19 protein-coding genes are annotated in these 21,910 nt (G+C 50.4%); 9 read left to right on the top strand and 10 right to left on the bottom strand.

All coding sequences use genetic code 11. The features are described 5' to 3' along the window. Positions 1-7: 7 nt before the first annotated feature. The 3 genes from CRO03_RS06635 to CRO03_RS06625 all read left to right on the top strand — a co-directional run bounded on the left by CRO03_RS06635 (position 8) and on the right by CRO03_RS06625 (position 3,212). A complete protein-coding gene (locus tag CRO03_RS06635) occupies positions 8-1,855 on the top strand; it encodes a putative nucleotidyltransferase substrate binding domain-containing protein (RefSeq protein WP_097110823.1) in 1,848 nt (615 codons plus the stop codon). Positions 1,856-1,862: 7 nt separating this feature from the next. After that, positions 1,863-2,606, top strand: coding sequence for a 3'-5' exonuclease (locus CRO03_RS06630; RefSeq protein WP_097110822.1), 744 nt, complete (start codon positions 1,863-1,865; stop codon positions 2,604-2,606). Positions 2,607-2,690: 84 nt separating this feature from the next. Then, entirely contained in the window at positions 2,691-3,212 is a 522-nt protein-coding gene (locus CRO03_RS06625) for a DUF4442 domain-containing protein (RefSeq protein ID WP_097110821.1), read from the top strand. Between the two features lie 147 nt (positions 3,213-3,359). Here the strand turns inward: CRO03_RS06625 and CRO03_RS06620 are convergent, their stop codons facing one another. Then, a complete protein-coding gene (locus tag CRO03_RS06620) occupies positions 3,360-3,803 on the bottom strand; it encodes a nucleoside deaminase (protein ID WP_097110820.1) in 444 nt (147 codons plus the stop codon). Positions 3,804-4,071: 268 nt separating this feature from the next. Then, positions 4,072-6,090, bottom strand: a complete 2,019-nt coding sequence (locus CRO03_RS06615) for a PhoX family protein (protein ID WP_097110819.1) — start codon at positions 6,088-6,090, stop codon at positions 4,072-4,074. Between the two features lie 206 nt (positions 6,091-6,296). Between CRO03_RS06615 and CRO03_RS06610 the strand changes: the two genes are divergently transcribed. Next, the gene (locus CRO03_RS06610; RefSeq protein WP_097110818.1) at positions 6,297-6,761 is read left to right on the top strand and encodes a GNAT family N-acetyltransferase; all 465 of its coding nucleotides are present in this window, start codon (positions 6,297-6,299) and stop codon (positions 6,759-6,761) included. A gap of 213 nt (positions 6,762-6,974) precedes the next feature. Beyond that, complete coding sequence (locus tag CRO03_RS06605) at positions 6,975-9,062, top strand: TonB-dependent receptor family protein (protein ID WP_097110817.1); 2,088 nt, start codon at positions 6,975-6,977, stop codon at positions 9,060-9,062. Between the two features lie 51 nt (positions 9,063-9,113). Here CRO03_RS06605 and CRO03_RS06600 read toward each other — a convergent pair whose 3' ends face one another. Next, a complete protein-coding gene (locus CRO03_RS06600; protein WP_097110816.1) occupies positions 9,114-9,818 on the bottom strand; it encodes a 2OG-Fe(II) oxygenase in 705 nt (234 codons plus the stop codon). A 14-nt stretch (positions 9,819-9,832) separates the two neighbouring features. Between CRO03_RS06600 and CRO03_RS06595 the strand changes: the two genes are divergently transcribed. The 3 genes from CRO03_RS06595 to CRO03_RS06585 all read left to right on the top strand — a co-directional run bounded on the left by CRO03_RS06595 (position 9,833) and on the right by CRO03_RS06585 (position 13,106). Further along, positions 9,833-10,237, top strand: a complete 405-nt coding sequence (locus CRO03_RS06595) for an acyl-CoA thioesterase (protein WP_097110815.1) — start codon at positions 9,833-9,835, stop codon at positions 10,235-10,237. Positions 10,238-10,320: 83 nt separating this feature from the next. Next, a complete protein-coding gene (ggt, locus tag CRO03_RS06590; protein ID WP_097110814.1) occupies positions 10,321-12,048 on the top strand; it encodes a gamma-glutamyltransferase in 1,728 nt (575 codons plus the stop codon). A gap of 14 nt (positions 12,049-12,062) precedes the next feature. Beyond that, positions 12,063-13,106: a cupin-like domain-containing protein gene (locus CRO03_RS06585; RefSeq protein ID WP_097110813.1), complete on the top strand. Its 1,044-nt coding sequence runs from the start codon at positions 12,063-12,065 to the stop codon at positions 13,104-13,106. 3 nt (positions 13,107-13,109) lie between these two features. On the opposite strand, the gene CRO03_RS06580 is transcribed toward CRO03_RS06585, so the two are convergent. From CRO03_RS06580 to CRO03_RS06550, 7 genes are all read right to left on the bottom strand, one after another. After that, the gene (locus CRO03_RS06580; RefSeq protein ID WP_097110812.1) at positions 13,110-13,664 is read right to left on the bottom strand and encodes an acyl-CoA thioesterase; all 555 of its coding nucleotides are present in this window, start codon (positions 13,662-13,664) and stop codon (positions 13,110-13,112) included. 22 nt (positions 13,665-13,686) lie between these two features. Next, positions 13,687-14,037, bottom strand: a complete 351-nt coding sequence (locus tag CRO03_RS06575; protein ID WP_097110811.1) for a DUF2288 domain-containing protein — start codon at positions 14,035-14,037, stop codon at positions 13,687-13,689. Between the two features lie 46 nt (positions 14,038-14,083). Then, positions 14,084-15,433, bottom strand: a complete 1,350-nt coding sequence (locus tag CRO03_RS06570) for a sigma 54-interacting transcriptional regulator (protein ID WP_097110810.1) — start codon at positions 15,431-15,433, stop codon at positions 14,084-14,086. Next, entirely contained in the window at positions 15,420-16,016 is a 597-nt protein-coding gene (locus CRO03_RS06565; RefSeq protein ID WP_097110809.1) for a hypothetical protein, read from the bottom strand. Before CRO03_RS06565 ends, CRO03_RS06570 begins: the two co-directional genes overlap by 14 nt. A 1-nt stretch (position 16,017) precedes the next feature. After that, positions 16,018-17,430 (bottom strand): sensor histidine kinase, encoded by a 1,413-nt coding sequence (locus CRO03_RS06560; protein WP_097110808.1) that lies wholly within the window; start codon positions 17,428-17,430, stop codon positions 16,018-16,020. Between the two features lie 126 nt (positions 17,431-17,556). Further along, positions 17,557-17,751: a hypothetical protein gene (locus CRO03_RS06555; RefSeq protein WP_097110807.1), complete on the bottom strand. Its 195-nt coding sequence runs from the start codon at positions 17,749-17,751 to the stop codon at positions 17,557-17,559. A 224-nt stretch (positions 17,752-17,975) separates the two neighbouring features. After that, positions 17,976-19,202 carry an adenosine deaminase family protein gene (locus CRO03_RS06550; protein WP_097110806.1) on the bottom strand — a complete coding sequence of 409 codons (1,227 nt, stop codon included), beginning with the start codon at positions 19,200-19,202 and terminating at the stop codon, positions 17,976-17,978. A gap of 380 nt (positions 19,203-19,582) precedes the next feature. Here CRO03_RS06550 and CRO03_RS06545 point away from each other — a divergent pair, with 380 nt between their 5' ends. After that, entirely contained in the window at positions 19,583-21,901 is a 2,319-nt protein-coding gene (locus tag CRO03_RS06545) for a TonB-dependent receptor (protein WP_097110805.1), read from the top strand. Positions 21,902-21,910 lie beyond the last annotated feature (9 nt).

The raw sequence follows: 21,910 nt of genomic DNA, 5'->3' as shown, positions 1-21,910 counted from the left end.
AGCAGCCATGGAAATTGAGCAGATTGAAATCCTGGAGTTTCTGAAGCGGCACCCGCCGTTTCAGGAATTGCCAGCTGAGCAACTACAACAAGTGGCGCTTAGTATTGATATCGGCTATTTCAAAGCAGGCAGCGAGATCTTACGTTTTAACGAGCCATTGCAGGCCCTGCATCTGATCCGCAGTGGCGCGGTGGAAACCTATCGGCGCAATGGTGATTTATACAACCGGATGAGCGAAGGCGGCTTTTTTGGTGAGCAAGGTTTATTGCGCGGAGCCAAAGTGCGCTTTCCGGCGACAGCGCTGGAAGATACCCTTATTTATTTTATTCCGGATGAAATATTTCAACAGCTGTTTGATGACAATGAATTTTTTGCAGACTATGTCCAGGTTGGCGACAGTGAGCGGCGTAAAACCAGTAAGGCCAGCAGCCAGGCTCGGGCCGATTTACTCGGCGCCACGGTAAGCACTCTGCTTAGCCGGGAACCGGTGACCATCGGCAGCGATGCCAGTGTCTGGCAGGCTGCACAGCTGATGACCGAACAAAGTGTCTCCTCCTTACTTATTTTAGATACGGAGCAGCACCTGGCCGGCATTATTACCGATAAAGATATCCGTAGCCGGTTAGTGGCACCGGGTTTAAAGTCAGAAATTCCGGTCACCGATATCATGTCGGCCAACCCGGTAACCATTGAACAGCAACAGTATATTTTTGAAGCGATGATGCTGATGCTACGCCATAATCTGCATCATCTACCGGTGTTAAAACGGCAACAACCGGTTGGCGTAATAGCCATTTCCGATATTATCCGTTTCGAATCACAAAGCAGCCTGTATGTGGTTAGCCGTATTTTCCGCCAGCAAACCGTCGATGAACTGCAGGCACTGGTACCGGATGTGCATGCCTGCTTCGTGCGAATGGTAAACGAAGATGCCAATTCGCAAATGATTGGCAGCGCGATGGCAGCCATTGGCCGCAGCTTTAAACAACGACTACTGGAGTTAGCTGAAGCTGAGCTGGGACCGCCGCCGGTACCCTATTGTTTTCTGGCGCTGGGCTCTATGGCCCGCGACGAGCAGCTTGTGCTGACCGATCAGGACAATGCTCTGATCCTGGACAACCGCTTTGACCCCAGGTTACACGACGATTATTTTAAACAACTGGCCAGCTTTGTCTCCGATGGTCTGGCCGCCTGTGGTTATACCTATTGCACCGGTAAGATAATGGCTACTAATCCTGAGTGGCGTCAGCCATTGCACGTTTGGCAGCAGTATTTTCAGAACTGGATTAGCCAACCCTCAGCTGAACGTTTACTGCACAGCTCCATTTTTTTTGATCTGGATGGCGTATGGGGCGAGCTCAAATGGGCTGAACAATTACAGCAGTTGGTCAGTAAGCTGGCCCAAAAACAACCGCTGTTTTTAGCCAGCATGACCCGCAACGCGCTTAGCCGCACGCCACCGCTGGGTTTTTTTAAAGACTTCGTCATGGAGCAGGACGGCAAGCAAAACAATATTTTAAATATAAAGCGCCGCGGCACCGCTCCCTTTGTCGATTTAATCCGCATTCATGCATTGGCTATTGGCTCAACCGAAAGCAACTCATTCAGCCGCTTACAGCAGATTATTGCCGCCAAAGTGTTGCCCAAAGGCCGGGCTGAAGATTTACGTGATGCGTTTGAAGTCATCGCCATGACCCGCATTCGGCATCAGGCGGCGGCCCTTAGAAACGGCGAGGAGCCCGATAACAATGTCCTGCCCGAGCAGCTGTCGGAATTTGAACGCAAGCACTTAAAAGAAGCCTTTCAGGTGCTGAGCAACGCGCAGAAATTCCTGAAGTTTCATTTTAAAGCCTGAGGTAAACATGCTTTATCTCGGACCCGACCAGGCTGACCAGACTAAACAGGATAGTACCAGTACTGACTGGCAGCAGTACTATCAACAGCAAGCTGCCATAGCTAAACATCCGCTGCTACAGCAGTTTTATAGTAACGGTATGATAGCGGCCAGCACACCAATCAGCCAGGTACCGCTGGTTGCCATCGACTTTGAAACCACCGGCTTAAGTGCAGAAGACAACGGCATTGTCAGTATTGGCCTGGTGCCTTTTAATCTGCAGCGAATTTTCAGTTCGCAAGCCCGCCAATGGTTGCTGAAACCCCGCTTTGCCCTGACTGACAATTCAGTTACTGTGCACCGGATCACCCATTCTGAAGTAAGCAATGCGCCCGACCTCAGTGCCGTATTGCCGGAACTGCTGCCATTGCTGGCAGGAAAAGTAGCAGTGGTACACTACCGCCAGATTGAACGCAACTTTCTGGCTGCCAGTGTAAAAGTCAGGTTAGGTGAGAGTATTTTATTTCCGGTAATCGATACCCTGGAGCTGGAAGCCCGCCTGCACCGTGCCAGGCCACTTAGCTGGTGGGATAAACTGCGCCGGCGCCAGCAGGTTTCTATCCGGCTGGATGCCAGCCGCAGCCGTTATCAGTTGCCGCCTTACCGGCCACATCATGCAGTAACAGACGCCATCGCCAGTGCCGAACTATTTCAGGCGCAGCTAAGCCACCGCTATAGCCCGGATACCCCGGTGAGTGAGCTGTGGTGTTAGCTATCTCTGGTTACAGCAGCGGCTGCTTGCAATTGCAGTTTCGCGAGGGCATAGTAAGCAAAATAATCGCCAGGTCAGACCACTATGAGCCAAGCCCAGTCGCAACAGCAAACGGCAACCAAACCGAACAAGCTGCAACGTATCGTCAGTAAGTGTTATCAGCTGCCTGCGGCATTGCAGGCTTTTGCGTTAAGCACGGTATTTGGCCGGGTGATTAAGTTTGCCGGCACCGCTGGGGTGGAAGTGCTGGAGCTAAAAGGTAGCCGCTCGGTACTGCGGTTGAAAAACCGCAAAAAGGCCCAGAATCACATCGGTTCAGTGCATGCGGCCGCTACCGGCCTACTGGCCGAATCAGCCACCGGCTTTTTAGTCGGCATTCACCTGCCCGACAGCAAGTTACCGCTGCTAAAACAAATGCAAATTGATTATATTAAACGCTCAAGCGGCGATTTAACGGCGGTGGCGACCCTGACCGACGAGCAGATAGCAGCGATGCATAACGATGATAAAGGCGAAGTGACAGTAGCAGTAACCATCACCGACAGCGCCGGGGTTGAGCCGGTGAATGCCAGCATGACCTGGGCCTGGATCCCGAAAAAGCGCTGAGTTGATTAACTTTGGGGCATGCGGCCATCGGGTTTCTTCCGTGAAATACCTGAGAAGCGCTAGCCCGCTAGTGACCAAAAATCAATGTCTCTGACCCTATTGATTTTCTGACCCTATTGATTTCTATTGATTTTTGTCTAAGGGCACTCATACCTTGCCAATATCTTCAAACCATAAGTTTGGCGCAGCGGCAATAAAGTCTTGCATCAGTTTTATGCACTCTTCATCCTGGACGATATTTAGCTCAACACCGCGGCTACGCAAATAAGCTTCCGGACCTTGAAAGGTGTGATTTTCACCAATCACGATCTTTGGTATACCGTACAGTAACGCAGTGCCGCTGCACATATCACAAGGCGACAATGTAGAGTAAAGCGTGGCTTTTTTGTAATCGGCGGGTGATAAACGACCGGCTTGCTCAAAACAATCCATTTCGGCATGCAAGATGGCGCTACCTTGTTGTACTCGTTGATTATGGCCGCGACCAACAATTTCGCCATCAATCACCAACACCGAACCAATAGGGATACCTCCTTCGGCCAGGCCTTTTTTGGCTTCGTCAATGGCAGCTTGTAGAAAAGGATCACGCATAAAACTCACCTCATGCTAGCTTTAGTCGGTTTGTAGTGCGGTGGTCGGATCGAGCTCTGAGGCTTTTATGGCAGGGTAAACCCCAAAAACCACACCAATCAGGGCACAGATAAATATTATAGCGGGTAAAGACCATGTTACAAATGGCCTGGATCCCGAAAAAGCGTTAGGCGGATTGGCTGCGTCCATAGCGATAACAAGCAAAAAGCCGGCAGAGATTCTGCCGGCTTTTTTTTACTTAGCAAGTAGTTACCTTACTTCCCGTTACTTAACTACCAATCACCCCACCGTCGTCTTTGGTAATGACTACCGTGGCTGAGCGCGCCCGGCTGCTGCCGCCGTCAGGCCAGTGGCTGGTGAAGTTATCCGGGCTGGAACGATCGCCCGGGTGCTGGATATTAACAAACAGGGTTTTCATATCCGGTGTGGCGCTGATACCGGTTACTTCACAATCCGTCGGCCCAACTAAAAAGCGTTTCATCTGCCGGGTTACCGGATCGGCGACCAGCATCTGGTTATTACCATAGGGGCCTTCGCCCTGCTGACTGCCGCTCATATCGGTCTGGATCCATAGCAGGCCGTTTTTATCAAACCACAAGCCGTCCGGACTGGCCAGATGATTGTCGGCATCCAGCACCAGCTCAGTACCCGGCGTTTCGGTGCCAACATCACCGGCTAACAGGAAGATATCCCAGTCAAATGCCAAAGCTTCCTGGGTATCGCGCTCATGCCAGCGGATAATATGGCCAGTGGTGTTGTTTGCTCTGGGGTTAGCGGCGTCCAGCTGCTCTGCTGTGCGCCGGGTGTTATTGGTCAGGGTAAAATAAACTTCTCCGGTGTCAGGATGCACTGCACCCCACTCCGGCCGATCCATCTTGGTCGCCCCGGACACATCAGCCGCCAGCCGGGTATTCAGAAGTACGTCTGCCTGGTCAGCAAACGCCACCCCGGCGGCACTGGCTTTTGTCTGAAAATCAGCGTTGTTAATGTCCAGCGGCAACCATTCACCGCTGCCGTCGTCATTAAAACGGGCCACATACAACACACCGTCATTTAACAAATGGCCACCAGCTGTATTCTGATAATAAGGTGCGGCCGAGACAAACTTATAAATATACTCAAAGCGGGAGTCATCACCTGAGTACAGTACCAGGGGTTTACCTTCTTCCAGTTTGCCAAAAATAATACCCTCATGGCCAAAGCGGCCCAGCGCGGTGCGTTTTTGTGGCACGCTATCCGGATTAAAAGGGTCTATCTCGACAATCCAGCCATAGGTATTGGGCTCGTTGCGGTAGTCTTCACTGGCACTCGCCGCCGTTGCACTGGCATTAAAGCGCTGATACTGGTCAGCGGCCGGTGTTGCCGTTTCCCAGAAGTAACGACCGTTACTACCAGACACGCCATAACGCTGATGTTCACGTGGTTGCTCCGCGTCGGTGTTAACAAAATAGCCGGCCCAGTTTTCTTCGCAGGTTAAATAGGTGCCCCAGGGCGTAAAACCATTGCCACAGTTGTTCAGGGTACCGCGGGTGCGGCTGCCCTCCGGGCTGTATTTAGTCACGACTTTGTTACTCCCGCGTACCGGGCCGGCCAGCTCCATTGGCGTTGCCGCGGTTATCCGTCGGTTAAACGGGCTGTTATTCACCAGCTGCCAGCTACCGTCGGCCTGCTGCTGAATATGGGCAACGCTGACACCATGCGCGGCCATTTCTTTGCGAACCTGATCCGCCAGCCGCGGGATAGCATCAATGCCATTGGGATGAATAAGATTGTGGTCGATATACTCATGGTTAAATACCAGTAAGCCCTCAGTAGAGCTGCTGCCATTGCTGCGGGCATCTATTGGGAAAAAGTGCATACCGTCGTGATGCATGCCCACCTGTTGCTCCTGGTCCTGACCGGTATTACTGGCATCTGCCAGGTAGGCCGGATAATCTCCGGCCAGCGGGGTGCCCCATGGCAGCAATACGCTGGCACTGTAACCTTCAGGTACCAGCACGGTATCAACCCGGCTGGCAGCAACTGCAGCAAACCCCAGCAACGGCGCTTCTGCTACCGGCGGTACGACCGGCGCTGGCGCTGCTTCATTGTCGCTGCTGCTACACGCAGTAAGAGAACTGCCAATAATGGCGGCGACGGCAGCACCGACACTGCCTTTTAAAAAACGGCGGCGGGCCATCCGGCTTTCCACTATCGCAGCAAAAGTCGGATTAACAGAAAAGTTAGTTTGTGGATCGATCCCTGAGTTATCGATATTTACACTGGTTGCGGTTTTACTGTCGGTCATTATTATTACTCCGGATTTGAACGGATGATTAGGTCGCTCTATTAAACCGGCAGTAAATGGCAAAACAGTTACAATAAAATAGCATTTTTGTGATACTTGCCATATTTTTGCCAGCCTGTTTCCCGCTGGCTACTGGCGTTGCCAGGGTTGCCTCTGATATAGTTCTGGCAGATTGCGTTCGCGCAGTAAAACAGGGAACTTAGTATATGCAATGGCAAGTACAGACTTTTGCCGAACTGGACACCTTAACGCTTTACTCGATGCTACAGTTACGGGTTGACGTATTTGTAGTAGAACAAAATTGCCCCTATCCGGAATTAGATGATAAAGATCTGCATCCGCAAACCCGCCATATTATTTTGAAAAAAGGCGACAAAGTCATTGCCTATTCCCGGGTACTGGCACCAGATGTCAGCTTCCCTGGCTTTCCGGGTATTGGCAGGGTATGCGTGTCACAAACCGCCCGCCGCCTGGGCCTTGGCCGGGTTCTGATGGACAAAACCCTGGAAGTGGCAGAACAATTCTGGCCGGATATGGATATTCATATCTCTGCCCAGTGTTATTTGCAGCAGTTTTATCAGGAGTCTGGTTTTGAAAGCGCCAGTGAACCTTATCTGGAAGATGATATTCCTCACCTGAAGATGATAAAACCGGTTAACCGCGACAACTAATTACCGCCCCCCCGACTAAACAGCGGGCTTAACTTAACTGCCTGCTGTTTTTCAATCCGCCTGTTCAGGCGATCTGCTGTCCAGCGCTTATCCAAACACTCATCACGCTAAACTTTACCAAAACCTAAATAACACTAATGAGATTGATTCGCATTTTAAGTTGTGTTCTAATTGCGCCCATTAAAATTCGTCTGTCGATCTAAAGGAGTCGTTATGCGGGCTAAAATGTCACGCTTATCACTGGCTGTTGCTCTGGCCACGCTATCACTGAGCGCTGTTGCTCAACAGCAAACAGTTAGTGCTGAAAACAACGAGAACAAAGCAGAACGTAAAACCATTATGCCAGCGCTGGAAGTTATCCGGGTGGTTGGCACTGCTAATCCGGTATTACTGGACCAGACCGGTACTGTGGTTATTATTAACCGTGAACAAATTGAGCAAATTCAGCCGTTATCTACCGAAGATATTCTGCGTCGTATTCCGGGCATTAATATAAAAAGTGAAGAAGAAACCTCAGTAGTGGCAAACTTTGGTATCCGCGGTTTATCTGCCAGCGAGTCAAAGTCGTTAATGCTGGAAGACGGTGTACCGGTAGCGCCTGGCTTATTTGTTGGTAACGACCGTTATTTTAATCCACGGATCCAGCGGGTCGAGCAGGTAGAAGTGTTAAAAGGCTCGGCATCATTGCGTTATGGGCCTTCGACCATCGGTGGCGTGGTCAACTATCAGACTAAAACACCAGATGATGGTGTAACCTTAACGGGTCGCGCTGGCTCGTTCAATATGCAGGAAGTTAACGTGGAAGCCGGCGGCAAATCTGCCTCGGGCGATGCCTTTGCCGGTATTGTTGCTACCCATGCCAGCAGTGACGGCTTTATGGACAAAGATTATGAAATGACCGATGTGATGGCCAAGGCCGGGGTTATTTTCAGTAACAACCAGAAGCTGGGTATCAAAATATCGCGTTATGAAAACGACGCTAACATTTCTTACCGCGGCTTATTACTGGCCGATTATCTGGCAGGTGCAGATTATAATCCTGCGCCAGACGATTATTTTCTGACTGACCGCACTGCCTTTGATATCAACCATGAGTGGACCCTCTCCAGCAACGCAACATTAAAAACACTGCTGTACTGGAGCGAAATGAGCAGGGACTACTGGCGCTATAATGTTGATAGCGCCGCCTCAAACGAAGCAGGCCGCTGGGTCTATACCGACGCATTAACCGGCAACAACCGTTCATTCGACCGGGTGGGCATTGAAACCCGCTTAAATGTAGACCATAACCTTGCTGGCTTAACCGCCAACAGTGAACTTGGTCTGCGTTTTATGCAGGAAGAAGCCAACGATACCCGGATCCGGGCAGTGCGTAGCGCAGATCGCACCGGTGTCAATGACCGCCACCGGATAGATTCTGCCGACAGTGTGGCAGCCTATGCCCAGAGCCGGATTGAACTGAATGACCAGTTTGCCGTAACGCCTGGCTTGCGGGTTGAATCATATGAGCAAACCCGGTTGATACTGACTGACAATAACGCCACTGCCAAAACCAGCAATACCGAAGTGTTGCCGGGTATCGGTGCTACTTATAACCTGAATGAAGCAGCACAGCTGTATGGTGGTGTATACCGGGCATTCTCACCGGCATCGAACGGTGTAGCGCTGGATGGTCTGACTGATCAGGACCTGGATGGTGAACGTTCCACCAACTATGAGCTGGGCTTGCGTGGCAAACAGGGCAAGATCAGTTATGAAGTTGCTGCCTTTATGATGGATTTCAGTAATCAGGTGGTTACCGGTAACAGTGATCCGAATTTATCGCAGTCTAACGCCGGTGAAACCGAACATCGCGGTATGGAGTTTATGCTGGGCTACCAACTGGCTGGTGGTTTCAGTATTCACAGTAACGCGACCTGGGTGCCGACCTCTGAGTTTAAAAGCGGTGAAAACCAGGGTAACCGTTTACCTTATGCACCGAAAATTATTGCCAACCTGGCCCTTAACTACCAACTGGAAAAGTTAAGTGCCGCCCTGACAGCCCACCACCGTGGTGAGCAGTATGGCGATGCCAGCAATACGCTGGACATCCCGGACGGCGCTGCCGGCGGGATTTGGGGCGGTTTAATGCCCTCTTACACGGTGCTGGATTTAACTGCTCAATATAAACTGGCAGACAATGTCCGGGTATTTGGTGCGGTGAAAAACCTGACCAATAAACGCTATATCACCGGCTTACGCCAGGGTATTTATGTTGGCCCTGAGCGTTCATTCGAACTGGGTGTCAGCTACAGTTTCTAAGCTGGCTTCTGCCACGAAAAAGCCCCTGTTCTGCAGGGGCTTTTTATTATTCTAACTTTGTGGCGGACCGTAAAGCTGCTCTGCGCGGTTAAATAAAATCCAGCTGGTCAGAATATATTTATCGTTGCTGACCGGTGTGCAGCCGCGATGAGTATGGGTAAAGTAGGCGGGCGCAATGACCATCCGGCCAGCTTTCGGGCTAATGGCTTTATTCTGATAGAAAAACTCGGTCTGGCCGCCTTCGGCTACATCATTTAAATAAAACATAAATAACAAAGTACGGTGCAAGGGCTCGTTATGCGGTAACTGCGGGTAGACCTCACAGTGCCAGTAATTATAATTGCCTTTGCCTGCCTGATACTTTTGCGCCTGAACCGGCCCCAAACGGTACAGGGTCCGCATAAAATCGGCGGCTTTCGGTGCGCCAAACTCAGCATAATTTTCATGGGTAATCGCCAATGGCTGGCCGGTTTGCGGGTGGCTGACCGTTAACCCTACCGGCGCGATCAGCGCGAAGTGATACTTGGCAAAGTACTCGGCAGCATACTGGCTGGTTGCATCTATTATCTGCTGCATCGCCGCCTGATATTCCGGATGCTGATTTAAATATAAGTCGGTACTGATTTTTTTACTGGTGTCTACTCCGGCGCCAGTGCGGCCCGGCACCCGATGCGGGCTGCTGTCAAAAAGCGTGATTAGCTGTTGGCAAAAGTCCGGGCTTAACGCATTATCGTACACCTCTATAAAATCTGTCATGAGTATTCCTGGTTATGTTTAGCGAAGTTATTCAGCCCCGTTTTTCTGAAACCGATGCCCTGGGGCATATTAACAACACCGTATTTGCGGTGTGGTTTGAAGGGGCCCGTACCGCGGTATTTCGCATTTTTACCCCGCAACTGAATCTGCAACAATGGCCGCTGATCATCGCCCGGGTCACTATCGACTATCATGCCCAAACTCAGTATGGTGAGCCAGTAGAAATTCGCACCTTTATCAGCCGGCTTGGTGGCAGCTCGTTTGACGTTTATCAGGAGGCCTGGCAAAACGGGGTTAGATGCGCATCCGGCACTACCACAATGGTGCAGTTTAACTATCAGCAACAACAGGCTCTGCCATTAACTGCACCACAAAAAACCGCCCTGTCAGTGCATTTAGTCAGCCCGGCTGATCGTTAACCAGGGCCCGTTGGTCGAAAGGCGCTGGCAATTACTGTCTGCAGCCGCTAGCGTGGCATTAATATTAACTAAGGTAAACCACCATGAAATTATGTTTCTCTGTTAGCCTGCTTGCCAGCACCGCGCTGCTGGCAAGTTATGCTGTCACAGCCTACGACCGGGTTACCGGCCACGACTTTGCCAGCCGCTCAGAAGTAATAGCCCAGAACGCCATGGCCGCGACCAGCCACCCGCTGGCTACCCAGATTGCGCTGGATACCATGAAAAAGGGTGGCAATGCCATTGATGCGGCCATCGCCGCCAACGCAGCACTGGGTTTAATGGAACCTACCGGCAATGGTATTGGCGGTGATTTATACGCTATCGTCTGGGATGCCAAATCCGGCAAGCTACATGGTTTGAACGGTTCAGGCCGCTCGCCGCTAAGTTTAAGCTACGAAATGCTGGCGCATGAACTGGAAAAGCTGGATCGTCCAGACTTACCGCCGCATGGCATGCTGCCAATCAGCGTACCCGGCGCCGTCGATGGCTGGTTTGAATTACATAAGAAATTCGGCAAGCTGGATATGGCCAGCATTTTGCAACCGGCCATTGATTATGCCGAGCAGGGCTTTCCGGTTACCGAGCTGATTGCCTACTACTGGCAGCGCAGCGTGCCAATTTTAAGCCCACAGCCAGGCGACTTTAAAGGCACCTTCACCATTGACGGCAAAGCGCCGGCTAAAGGCCAGATTTTTAAAAACCCGGCCCTGGCCAATACCTACAAAGCCCTGGCAAAAGAAGGCCGGGACGTATTCTACAAAGGGGATATTGCAGTACAAATTGACCGCTTTATGCGGGAAAATGGCGGCTACCTGCGTTTTGCCGACTTTACCAACCACCGTTCGACCTGGGTTGAGCCGGTTGGTGTTGATTATAAAGGCTACACCCTGTGGGAACTGCCACCCAATGGTCAGGGTGTAGCGGCACTGCAAATGCTGCAAATTCTGAAGAACTTTGATTTAAAAGCCATGGGCTTTAACACCCCGCAAAGTATTCACACCCTGGTAGAAGCGAAAAAGCTGGCGTTTGAAGATCGCGCCAAATTTTATGCTGATCAGGACTTTCATAAAACGCCGTTGCAGGGTTTAATTTCAGAGGAATACGGTGCAGAGCGGGCCAAACTGATTGGCGAGCGCGCTGCACAGCGGGTTGATGCCGGCAATCCGCACCTGTATGAGGGCGATACCATTTATATGACCACGGCCGATAAAGACGGCAATATGGTGTCGTTAATTCAGAGCAATTACCGCGGCATGGGCTCCGGCGTCGTTGTGCCGGGGCTGGGCTTTGTGTTTCAGGACCGTGGTCAGCTGTTTTCAATGGATAAAAACCACGCCAATGTTTATCAACCCGGCAAAAGACCCTTTAACACCATTATTCCGGCCTTTATCACTAAAGACGGTAAGCCGTTGGTCAGCTATGGCGTAATGGGCGGTGCCATGCAACCACAGGGTCATGTGCAAATTCTGGTGAATATGGTCGACTATGGCATGAACCTGCAGGAAGCCGGAGATGCCGCCCGCTGGCAACACCTGGGCAATACTGAACCCACCGATGGCCAGGATACTTACCTGACCAATGGCGGTTATATTGAAGTAGAACGTGGCGTGCCTTACAGCACGGTACGTGACCTGATGCTTAAAGGCCATCAGGTGCGCTATGGACTGGGTGGTTATGGTGGTTATCAGGCCATTATGAAAGACCATGAAAACGGCACCTATATTGGCGCATCAGAGTCGCGTAAAGACGGCCAGGCAGCCGGTTACTGACAACAGGGGAGTAAATGGCCAGTTCAGAGCACAGTATGCACCCCGGTTATGCGTTGGAAAATTTACCGGCACCGACAGAAGTCAGTGGGGTGACTGCAGAAAATTTTGCTGAAAAAGTTACGGACCATTACCGGCCGCTGGTGCTGCGCGATTTTGCTGCCCACTGGCCGCTGGTGCAGGCTGCTAAGCAGTCACTGTCAGCAGCGGCAGCTTATTTAACCGCGCGCTGCAACAATAAACCACAGAAGCTGGTTAGCTTACCGGCCGATACTGACGGCCGGTTGTTTTACAATAGCAGCATCAGCGGGATGAACTTTAGCGCCAGTCAGCAGCCGCTTAATGCGGCAATAACGACAATGCTGGCCAGCAACAGCGACGATAGCAACCGTTACTGCGTGCAATGCGTGCCGGTAGCAGATAATTTCAGTTCGCTGTTAACTGAGCTGACCAACCCGCTGCTGAACCCCGCTCCTAAACCGTTTATCTGGCTAGGTACCCGGGTTACAGTGCCGGCGCACTTTGATGAAGCCAGCAATATCGCAGTGGTAGCCGCAGGTAAGCGGCGCTTTACCCTGTTTCCGCCGGAGCAGGTAACAAATTTATATGTGGGTCCGCTGGATTTAACCCCCGCTGGCCAGCCGATCAGCATGGTTAATTTACAACAACCTGACTTACAGGCGCACCCGCTGTATGCCCAAGCGTATCAAGCGGGTTTATCAGTAGAGTTAGATGCCGGTGATGCCATCTATATTCCCAGCCCCTGGTGGCACAGCGTGACATCACTCGCTGATTTTAATGTGCTGGTGAACTACTGGTGGAGCAATGCTTATGTCGCCAGTGCCCTGCCACTGCCAATGTTACTGCATGCTATTCAGGCGTTTAATCACATGGCGGCAGGGGAGCGGCAGGCCTGGCAGCATATGCTGCAGCACTATTTATTTAACCCAGACCACCCGCTGGCTCATATCCCGGAAAATGCCAGAGGGGTGCAGGGCAACGTGACGCCACAACTGGCGCAAGGGCTGCATCAGTGGCTGGCAGCGCAACTGAACCGCTAGCAATTAAGCGCTTAACGCTTCAATATCGACATCGGCATGATCGCTGGCCATAAAGGCCAGCGCTTTTGCTAAATCACCCGCAAACGGTTCCGTAGCTATCCGCTGTTTGCGGGCGCTGATCCGCTCGGCAGCCTTTAAGTAACGCATTACCTGCTCACGGCTGGTTAATTGCAGCCGTGGCACCGGTAAAGTAGCACCGCTTTCGTCTTTGGCAATCATGGTAAAATACGATGAGTTACAGTGCTTTATTATGCCGGTCTGAATATTCTGGGCATCGACCCGGATCCCCACCATCATCGACGTATTGCCAACATAATTAACTGACGCCTTCAGGGTGACCAGCTCGCCTACTTCAATTGGGTTAAGAAAATCGACCCTGTCGACAGACGCCGTAACACAGTAGCTGCCACTGAATTTAGAGGCACTGGCAAACGCAATCTGATCCATTAGTGACAGCAGGTAGCCGCCATGAATTTTACCGCTGAAGTTCGAATGTGACGGCAGCATCAGCTGCGATAAGGTAATTTCTGAACTTTCGACTGTTTTATACGTTGCCATAAATCGCCTCAGTTACGCCGTGTTAATTAAGCTGCGCCGGTTTATCCTGCACCAATACCCAGGGCGAAATTACCACAGCCCACAACTCAGTATTATTATCAAACCATTGCTGCGCTTGCTGCTCTGTGGTGCGCTGCACACTACCTGCAGCCAGCCAGTCTGCCACCTTAGTTTTATCATCGGCACTGAATGCATACGCGACTTCTACCAGATCGTGGCCGGAGCCAACGGTGATTACCGAACCTGCAGCATAAAATTTTTGTAACTGCGGCCAGTTTATCCGGGCAGTTTCACTGACAATTTTCGCTTTAATCAGCTCGGGGTTTTCGGCATCTTCAGCCAGGTGGCCGTCAGGTGGCGTAATTGCGCTCATTACAGTCTCCTTTATTAAAATCGCCAGTGTAAAACAGCCGCCGGTCTTACTCCAGTGCTTCGTCCTCAGCAGCAACCTGGGCGGCGCTTAATTCATGTTTTTTCAGCAGTTTATAAAAATCGGTGCGGTTGCGCCCGGCCAGTTCGGCCGCCCGGGTAACATTGCCTTCGGTCATTTTCAGTACCCGCACTAAATACTGGCGCTCAAACTGGTCACGGGCATCGGTCAGGGTGGGCCAGTAACTACTGTTTTGTGATAGCGCCTGCTCTACCAGACTCTGGCCAATCACCGGGCTGTGGGTTAACGCGACACATTGCTCGATCACATTGACCAGCTGGCGCACATTACCCGGCCATTTGGCAGTGGCCAGGGTTTGCAGCGCATCATCAGCAAAGCGGGTTACCTTGACGTTATGCCGCTCTGCGCTTAACGCCAGCACATGACGGGCCAGCAACGGAATGTCCTCTGGCCGTTGCTCCAGGCTTGGCAACTGCAGATTCACCACGTTTAAGCGGTAATATAAATCTTCCCGGAAGCTGCCCTCGGTCATCGCCTGTTGCAAATCGCGATGAGTGGCCGACAAGACCCGGACATTAATGGGTACGCTTTTGCTGCTGCCTACCGGCCGGATCTGCCGCTCCTGCAGCGCCCGCAGCAATTTAACCTGCAATGCTACCGGCATATCGCCAATTTCATCTAAAAACAGGGTGCCACCATCGGCTTCACGAAATAAGCCACCGTGTTCGGATACCGCCCCGGTAAAAGCCCCCTTGCTGTGGCCAAACAACTCCGATTCCAGCAAATGCTCTGGCAGGGCGCCACAGTTTATCGCCACAAAATGTTGTTTAGCCCGGGGGCTGGCTTTATGAATAGCTTTGGCCAGCAATTCCTTACCGGTACCACTGGCACCGGTAATTAACACACTGACATCACGCTGGGCTACCCGGTAAGCCTGCTCCAGCAACGCCGCCATTAACGGGCTGCGGCTGACAATTTCCTCGCGCCAGTCAGCCTGCTCGGGTACCGACTGATGCACCGCCTGTTTTAGAATATCACGTAGTTCAGCGTTATTAAGCGGCTTGGTTAAAAAACCAAACACCCCACGCTGGGTGGCGGCCACCGCTTCCGGAATAGAGCCATGCGCCGTCATCAGCACCACCGGCAGGCCCTGATAGCGTTTAGCAATTTCATCGAACAGGCTCATACCGTCCAGTCCGGGCATCCGCAAATCACTTAACACCACATCAAAGCTTTGTTTATTTAAAATCGTCAGCGCGGTTTCGGCGCAATCGGCACTGACTACCTGATAGCCCTCTCCCTCCAGCCGCAACGTTAACAGCCGCAATAAGCTTGGGTCATCATCAACTAACAGTAAACGCGGTTTAGGGTCGGCCATTGTTACCCTCGTTTATACTTTCATTCAGCTGAGCTTCTATCTGGGTTAATGCATCAATTTTTTTTTGCAGATCTTTATTCTTCTTTTGCAGTCGCTCGATATTGTCATGCTGCTGGGCATTGAGCCGGGTCAGGGCACTGACCGCTGACTCAGTCTCCAGTAATTTCTGATTAAAGGTTAAATCCCAGCTGATTAGTGCCGCCAGGCCGGGCGGTAGTGCAGCAATCTGCTCAGCTAACTGCATTTGCACCCGCAGCCGGGTTAAATAAGGGGTATCCGGATGTAACTGTAAAATAATCCGCTGCAGCATTTGCACCGGATCGGGATCAGACAGATCACTCAAAGATTCACGCCACAGCGCCCGGTTGTTTAATAAACTGGCGCGGTAGTTCACCCAGGCTCGCAAAGTGGCCGGATCATCGCTCAGGCTTAGCGCCACTTCAATGCCGGGCGCGCTATCTTGTGGTAAGTTTTGTTGCTCTGTTAATTCCGGCTCTGCTGCCGGCTCCGGCACAGGTCTTTGCTGGTTTAACAGCTGGCAGCCTGACAGCGAAGCCAGCAGCAATATCAGCATAATTCTCATGTTACTTTTCCTCTAGCAGCGGTAAACGCACTCTGATACATACGTCAGCGTATACCACATCAACAATATCGGCATGACCACCCAATAACCTGGCGCAGTCAGCTACTATAGATAGTCCCAGACCTGACCCCTGCACCGCGTCAAACCTTGGGGTGGTACCACGCTGAAAGGGTTCAAATAGTTTTTCACGCAGTGCGGTAGGAATAGGTGCACCATTGTTCGCCACATCCAGCACCAACATCTCATCTTTTTTGTACAGCTTAACCCAAACCGGACTGCTTTCTGCACCATAAGCCTGAGCATTATTGATCAGGTTGTCCAGAATACGCCGGAACAGAGTTTCATCGGTATAAAAACTACTTAACTGACAATCCAGTTTTATTTGCTGCTGGCGTTGCTGCAGCGACAGCGTGTGGTCGGCAAAACAGGCTTGCAGCAATTGCTGTGGCACCTGGTGACTGAGTTCAGGTTTGGCTTGTTGTAACAGCCGGTTGTAATCCAGCAGCTGCTCAGTAAGCTGGCTTAAGCGGTCAGCACTGCCATTAAGCAGCATGACCACTTCCAGTTGCTGCGGGTTTAACGGCCCCAATAATTGCTCGGTTAGTAAAGCGCAGCCCTCACGAATACTGGATAATGGCGTTTTTAATTCATGCGAGGCATGGCGCAGTAAAATCAGCCGCAGCGCTTCCAGTTGCTGCAAGCGCGAACTTAACCAACGCAATTGCTCACCCAGCTCGGACAGCTCACGGGGGCCCTCCAGCTTCCCTTCCGGAAATTGTTGCTGCTGGCCTATCGCCCTGATCATCTTATCCAGTTTTTGCACCGGCGCCGCCACTCTGCCCGATGCCCACAGCACCAGTAATAAGGTCAGAAACACCAGCGCTACGGTTTGCCAGGCCTGACGCTGCTGGGCATCCTGCACCAACTGTTGCTGATTTAATAAGCGCTGTTCCAGTAGATCCCAGATTTGCTGGCTGATCCGCTGCTGCCGCAGCCTTATTTGCTGTAGTAGCTGCTCCAGCGGCGCGCCACTGAGCTGACTGAATTGCGCCGCTAACTGCTGTAAATCGTTGTGTTGTTGCAGGCAGTCATTCAGCTCGGGTAAGTCGTTACATAGTTGGCTAAGGCTGGATTGCTGGTTGCTGATGTGGCTTTGCGCTACTTTGGCCAGTGCCTCCGTTTTCACTACGGCATACTGGCGCACGGCCCGCTCAATATCCACTACCAGATTTTGCATATTCTCGGCACGACGTACACTGATTACAGCACTCTCAGCCTCACTGGTGGCAAACCGGCTTAAACCCGACAGCGCTTTATGGCTTTGCCACATCAATACGCCGACCGGGATCATCGCCAGCAAAAAGCTCAGAATAACCAGTTGTCGCAACGAAGCAGTTCGCAAAGGAAAGCGCATAGGCAGTTAAACTCAGAGAAAGGTAGCGTTAGCATAACCTGTTTAACTAAAAAAAACAGGCCAGTAAGGAGGGCTGGCCTGAACAAGCATTCAGCAAGGAGCTGAACTCATGGGAATAGGTTTGGCTTACTGTGCCTTACTGGCATAAGCTGGTTTATAGCTTACTGCCGCGGCATGGGTGTTGGTGTGGATAACAGCAGCATGCTGTTGCTCCCAGGCCTGAACACTGGGGTTATTTAAATCAACCCGACGTAACATTGTTACCACTAACATCATATTGGCAACCAGGAACATCGTGATAAATACTAAGAATAAATCCATAACACACCTCCGGTAATTACCTTAGGTGTATCAAGTGTTGTGCCAACTTTTAATAACTGTTTAATTTCATATGGTTATGGAATTTTTTATTATTAATGCCGACGCTTTTTGCTAATAGTGTCTGCAATTAGAGACACTATTAGCAACCGGAAAAACTAGTTGTTATTAATCAAGATCTTAAGCTGTATGCTTTTTGCGACAAAATAAATAAGCCATTGTTTTAATTAAATAAAACCATACTGCTTGGCAACCCGATCAAAATAATCCAGGCAGTTCTTGGCATACTGGCGTTTTTCTACGTAACTGCCAGGGAAAAAACTCTTTTTAAACCCATAGGCCACCATGTCTTTTAAGCGCTTCAGCGGAATATCGAAATTATCCAGCGCCAACTGATACTCATTACACACCGTGGTGTTAGACACCAGGCGGTTGTCGGTACAGATAACCGTGGCCATCCGGTTGTCGAGCATTGCTTTAAACTGATGCTGTCGAATATCGGTAAGCTGCGGGTTGGTTTGCAGGTTGCTGGTCAGGCACACTTCAATAGCAATTCGCTTATCAGCAATATAGCTGGCCAGGTTGCGGATATAGGCGGCTTTATCGGTAATCTCGGGGCTGTGGATCATGTCAGGAATAAACATCGAATAACCATGACCAATCCGGTCGGCGTAGCATTCAGTAATGGCTTCAAATACGCTTTCTGCACCATAAGCTTCACCGGCATGCAGAGTTTTCAGCATAAAATGCTGATGAGCATATTCATACACTTCTTTAAATTTGCTGGCCGGATAACCCGACTCCTGGCCAGCTAAATCCAGGCCGACTATCGGCATGCTACTTTCATCACGCAACCGCACGCTGGCCCGCACCAGCTCCATTGCCGCCAGTTTAATCACATCCATTGGCGCAAAGTCGCGCATTAACTGAAATAAATTGGTGTAATAAGGCGAAAAGCCCTTATCGCCAAACATCCGCATCGCGCAATTAATAATGCCATAACCAAAAGGCGGCTTATTACCGCTCAGTACCGATTCGCTGCGGTTATATTCATTCTGCGCCCGCTTCAAGCCATTATTTACTGCATGCATTATCTGATCAAAATCGATACCCCGGCTTAAATCAATCAGCAGCTGCGGTGCAAAGCGCACTTCTATGTAATTAACCCCCTCGTTCTGGTTATCAATTGCCAGTTCATAAGCGGCCTGCTCTAAATTTTCGGGGTCGCGCAGTACGGCACAGGTATATTGGAAACAGTGCAGGTACTCGCCCAGGTTCTGGTATTTGTCTTTAAATACCAGCTGCTTTAACCCGTCAACACTTTGCGAAGGCAGTTTGGTATCAGTGCGCTTTGCCATGTCAATCAGGCTATCCAGCCGCAGACTGCCATCTAAATGCAGATGTAAATCAGATTTCGGCATGGCTTTGATAAAATCAGCAGAATAACGTGGCATAACGGCTCCTTTCTCATGTTCTGGCAATAGTGTATCGCAAAAAACCGTTCCGGGTTTACAGATGATTCTGACAATCTGATAGCAGATCGCAGAATATTTCATTTGATAACCATGTTTTGTTGATGAAAATACATAATTTTGAAACATGTTGCTGCGATATTTGTGCTGCTTGACATTCCTTCCCGGGTGTTTGCCATTTTGGTTAACGAGGGAGATTATTCATCTCCCTCGCTTTTTAAAAAAAATTCAAAATTTCCTTTTCAAATCATAGCAAAATCTGGTCATACCATTGTTGCAAATCTGTCATTTCCTTGTCGCTGTCTTGTCATTTATATCCTTTAGCTTAGAGCCGGATTAAATTACCAAGGACTTAAGTAATCATGAATTCAAACAAAAACAAATTTAAAGAAAAGTTACTAAACTCGCTGATTCTCGCTTCGATGGCAGGCTACTCTGTAAGTGTGCATGCGGTTGACGAGTCAGAGAAAGACATCGAACGGATCACGGTCACCACGCAAAAACGGGTTCAAGCAATTCAGGATGTGCCGGTTACCGTTACTGCTTTTAGTGGTGAAATGTTAGAACAGCTTGGCATTCAGGACCTGGATGTATTATCTGAGATCACGCCGGGCCTGGTCATTCAGGAACAAAGCCCGAATAATCCGGGTTTCGTAATCAGGGGCATAACCTCAGATAGTGGTTCAGCCCAGGCTGCACCAAGAGTATCGGTTTATTATAATGGTACTGATATTTCACGCTCCCGTGGCTCGTACTTTGAACTTTTTGATATTGAGCGGGTAGAAGTTGTAAAAGGTCCACAAGCCACCCTATTTGGCACAGCCGCATCGGTTGGGGCGTTAAGTGTTACTACCCGTAAGCCGCAAGAGCTTTTTGAAGCTGGCGTCAGCGCAGGCTTGGGTAACTATTCAGCAAGAAACCTGCAGGGCTTTGTTACCGGTGGTAATCCGAAAGTTCAGGGGCGGGTTGCTTTTACGTATCGTGAGCGTGATGGCTATATCGAAAATATTGCCGAAGACGAAGCAGACTTAAACGGTATTGAACGCTTTGGTATTCGCCCATCGGTGCGTTTTACGCCGAATGAGCAACTGACCATTGATCTCGTGTACAATTACGAGAAAAATGATGATAGCGGTACGTCTTTTAAAAGTCGGCGTTTTGCCCCTACCAATGGTGACACCAGCCCTTACAGCTTTGCTGAAGCAACAGGCAGCCCGTTGGCTGCTCAGGTATTTGGTAAAGCTGATTTAGGAATAGAGCGTACCGTAAAAGACCTGAGCCTGACCCTGAACTGGCAGCTTAATGACCAATGGCAGTTGACCAGTATCAGTGCTGATCGCCGCTTTGATTCACTGGAAGTGTTTGATGCCGATGGAACCCAGGCCTGGTTCTTAGAGTTCGCTGAAGATGCAAACGGCGAGCAGTTCAGTCAGGAGCTTCGTCTCAGTTACGCTGGCGATAAACTAAACAGCTTCTTTGGGGTGAGTTATTTCGATGAAGAAGGATCACAGCGCGTCCCATTTAGTACCGAAGAGTCCGTTTTTCTGAACTGCATGGGGCTATTGGGTTCTGGCTTACCCTGCATCAATCCGGACGGTTCAGTAAATATTTTAACTCCTATCCTAACCGGTGGCGCCGCGTCCATATTACCTTATCAGGGCGTATTTCAAAACTTTGGTGAAAACACGGCCTATTCCGTTTTTGCTGATTTCAGCTACGCCGTTTCCGAAAAGCTTGAGCTTACTGCAGGCCTGCGTTTTGTTGATGAAGATAAAACCAGTGGTTATGCCTCCGATTTCGGTGCTTCAATACTGGCAGGTGTGCCACTTCTGCCAGTTGTTTCAACAGGCGGTGAGATTTTCAGTGCCGATGCCAGCTTCGATGCCTGGTTGCCGCGCTTTAATGCCCTATACCGGTTGAACGAGCAAATGAACCTTTACGCGACGGTATCTAAAGGTCGTCGCTCCGAGGTGCTGGATGTTAGCTCGAGCATTAGTGAAGGCAACGTTGTACCGCAAATAACCGAAATACCGGCAGAAACTATCTGGAACTATGAAGCGGGTATTAAAGGAAATAGTAGCGACAACGTGTTTCGCTACGCCGCATCAGTGTTTTATCAGGACTACCAGAACTTCCAGGTGTCACGCCAGGATGATGCAGGAAACTTTTTTACAGAAAATGCCGGTAATGCTAAAAACCTGGGGGTTGAGGCCGAACTAAAATGGGCCGTCACAGCTGACCTGGAGTGGTTTACCAACCTGGCCTGGATAGATGCCAAAATTGACGAAAATAGCAGTAATGGTGAACTGGCAGGTAATCGCTTCCGGTTACAACCCGAATATTCCGTCGGTACCGGCCTGCTATATTCACGGGACTTAACCAGCCAATACCGCCTGAACAGTTCACTGATGTATACCTTTCGCAGTGACATCTTTTTTGAAGAAGATAACGCGCCGGTGGCCGATTTTGATATAGCTCAGGGTGCAGTGCAACTGACCAGCGTGCGGCTGGGTATAGAACACAGCCGGCAAAACTGGTCGGTAACCTTGTTTGCAAGTAACTTGTTCGACAAAGAATATCTGGTTGATGCCGGGAATACCGGTAGTGCCTTTGGTTACCCAAGCTTTATTTCAGGGGCGCCGCGTTTCGTTGGTATTGAGTTCCGTAAGACGTTTATGTAACAACAAATA

Source organism: Arsukibacterium tuosuense, from assembly GCF_900215315.1.
GTDB classification, from domain to species: Bacteria; Pseudomonadota; Gammaproteobacteria; order Enterobacterales; family Alteromonadaceae; genus Alishewanella; species Alishewanella tuosuense.
The sequence above is the reverse complement of the archived record's forward strand: the minus strand, read 5'-3'. Positions and strand labels throughout refer to the sequence as shown.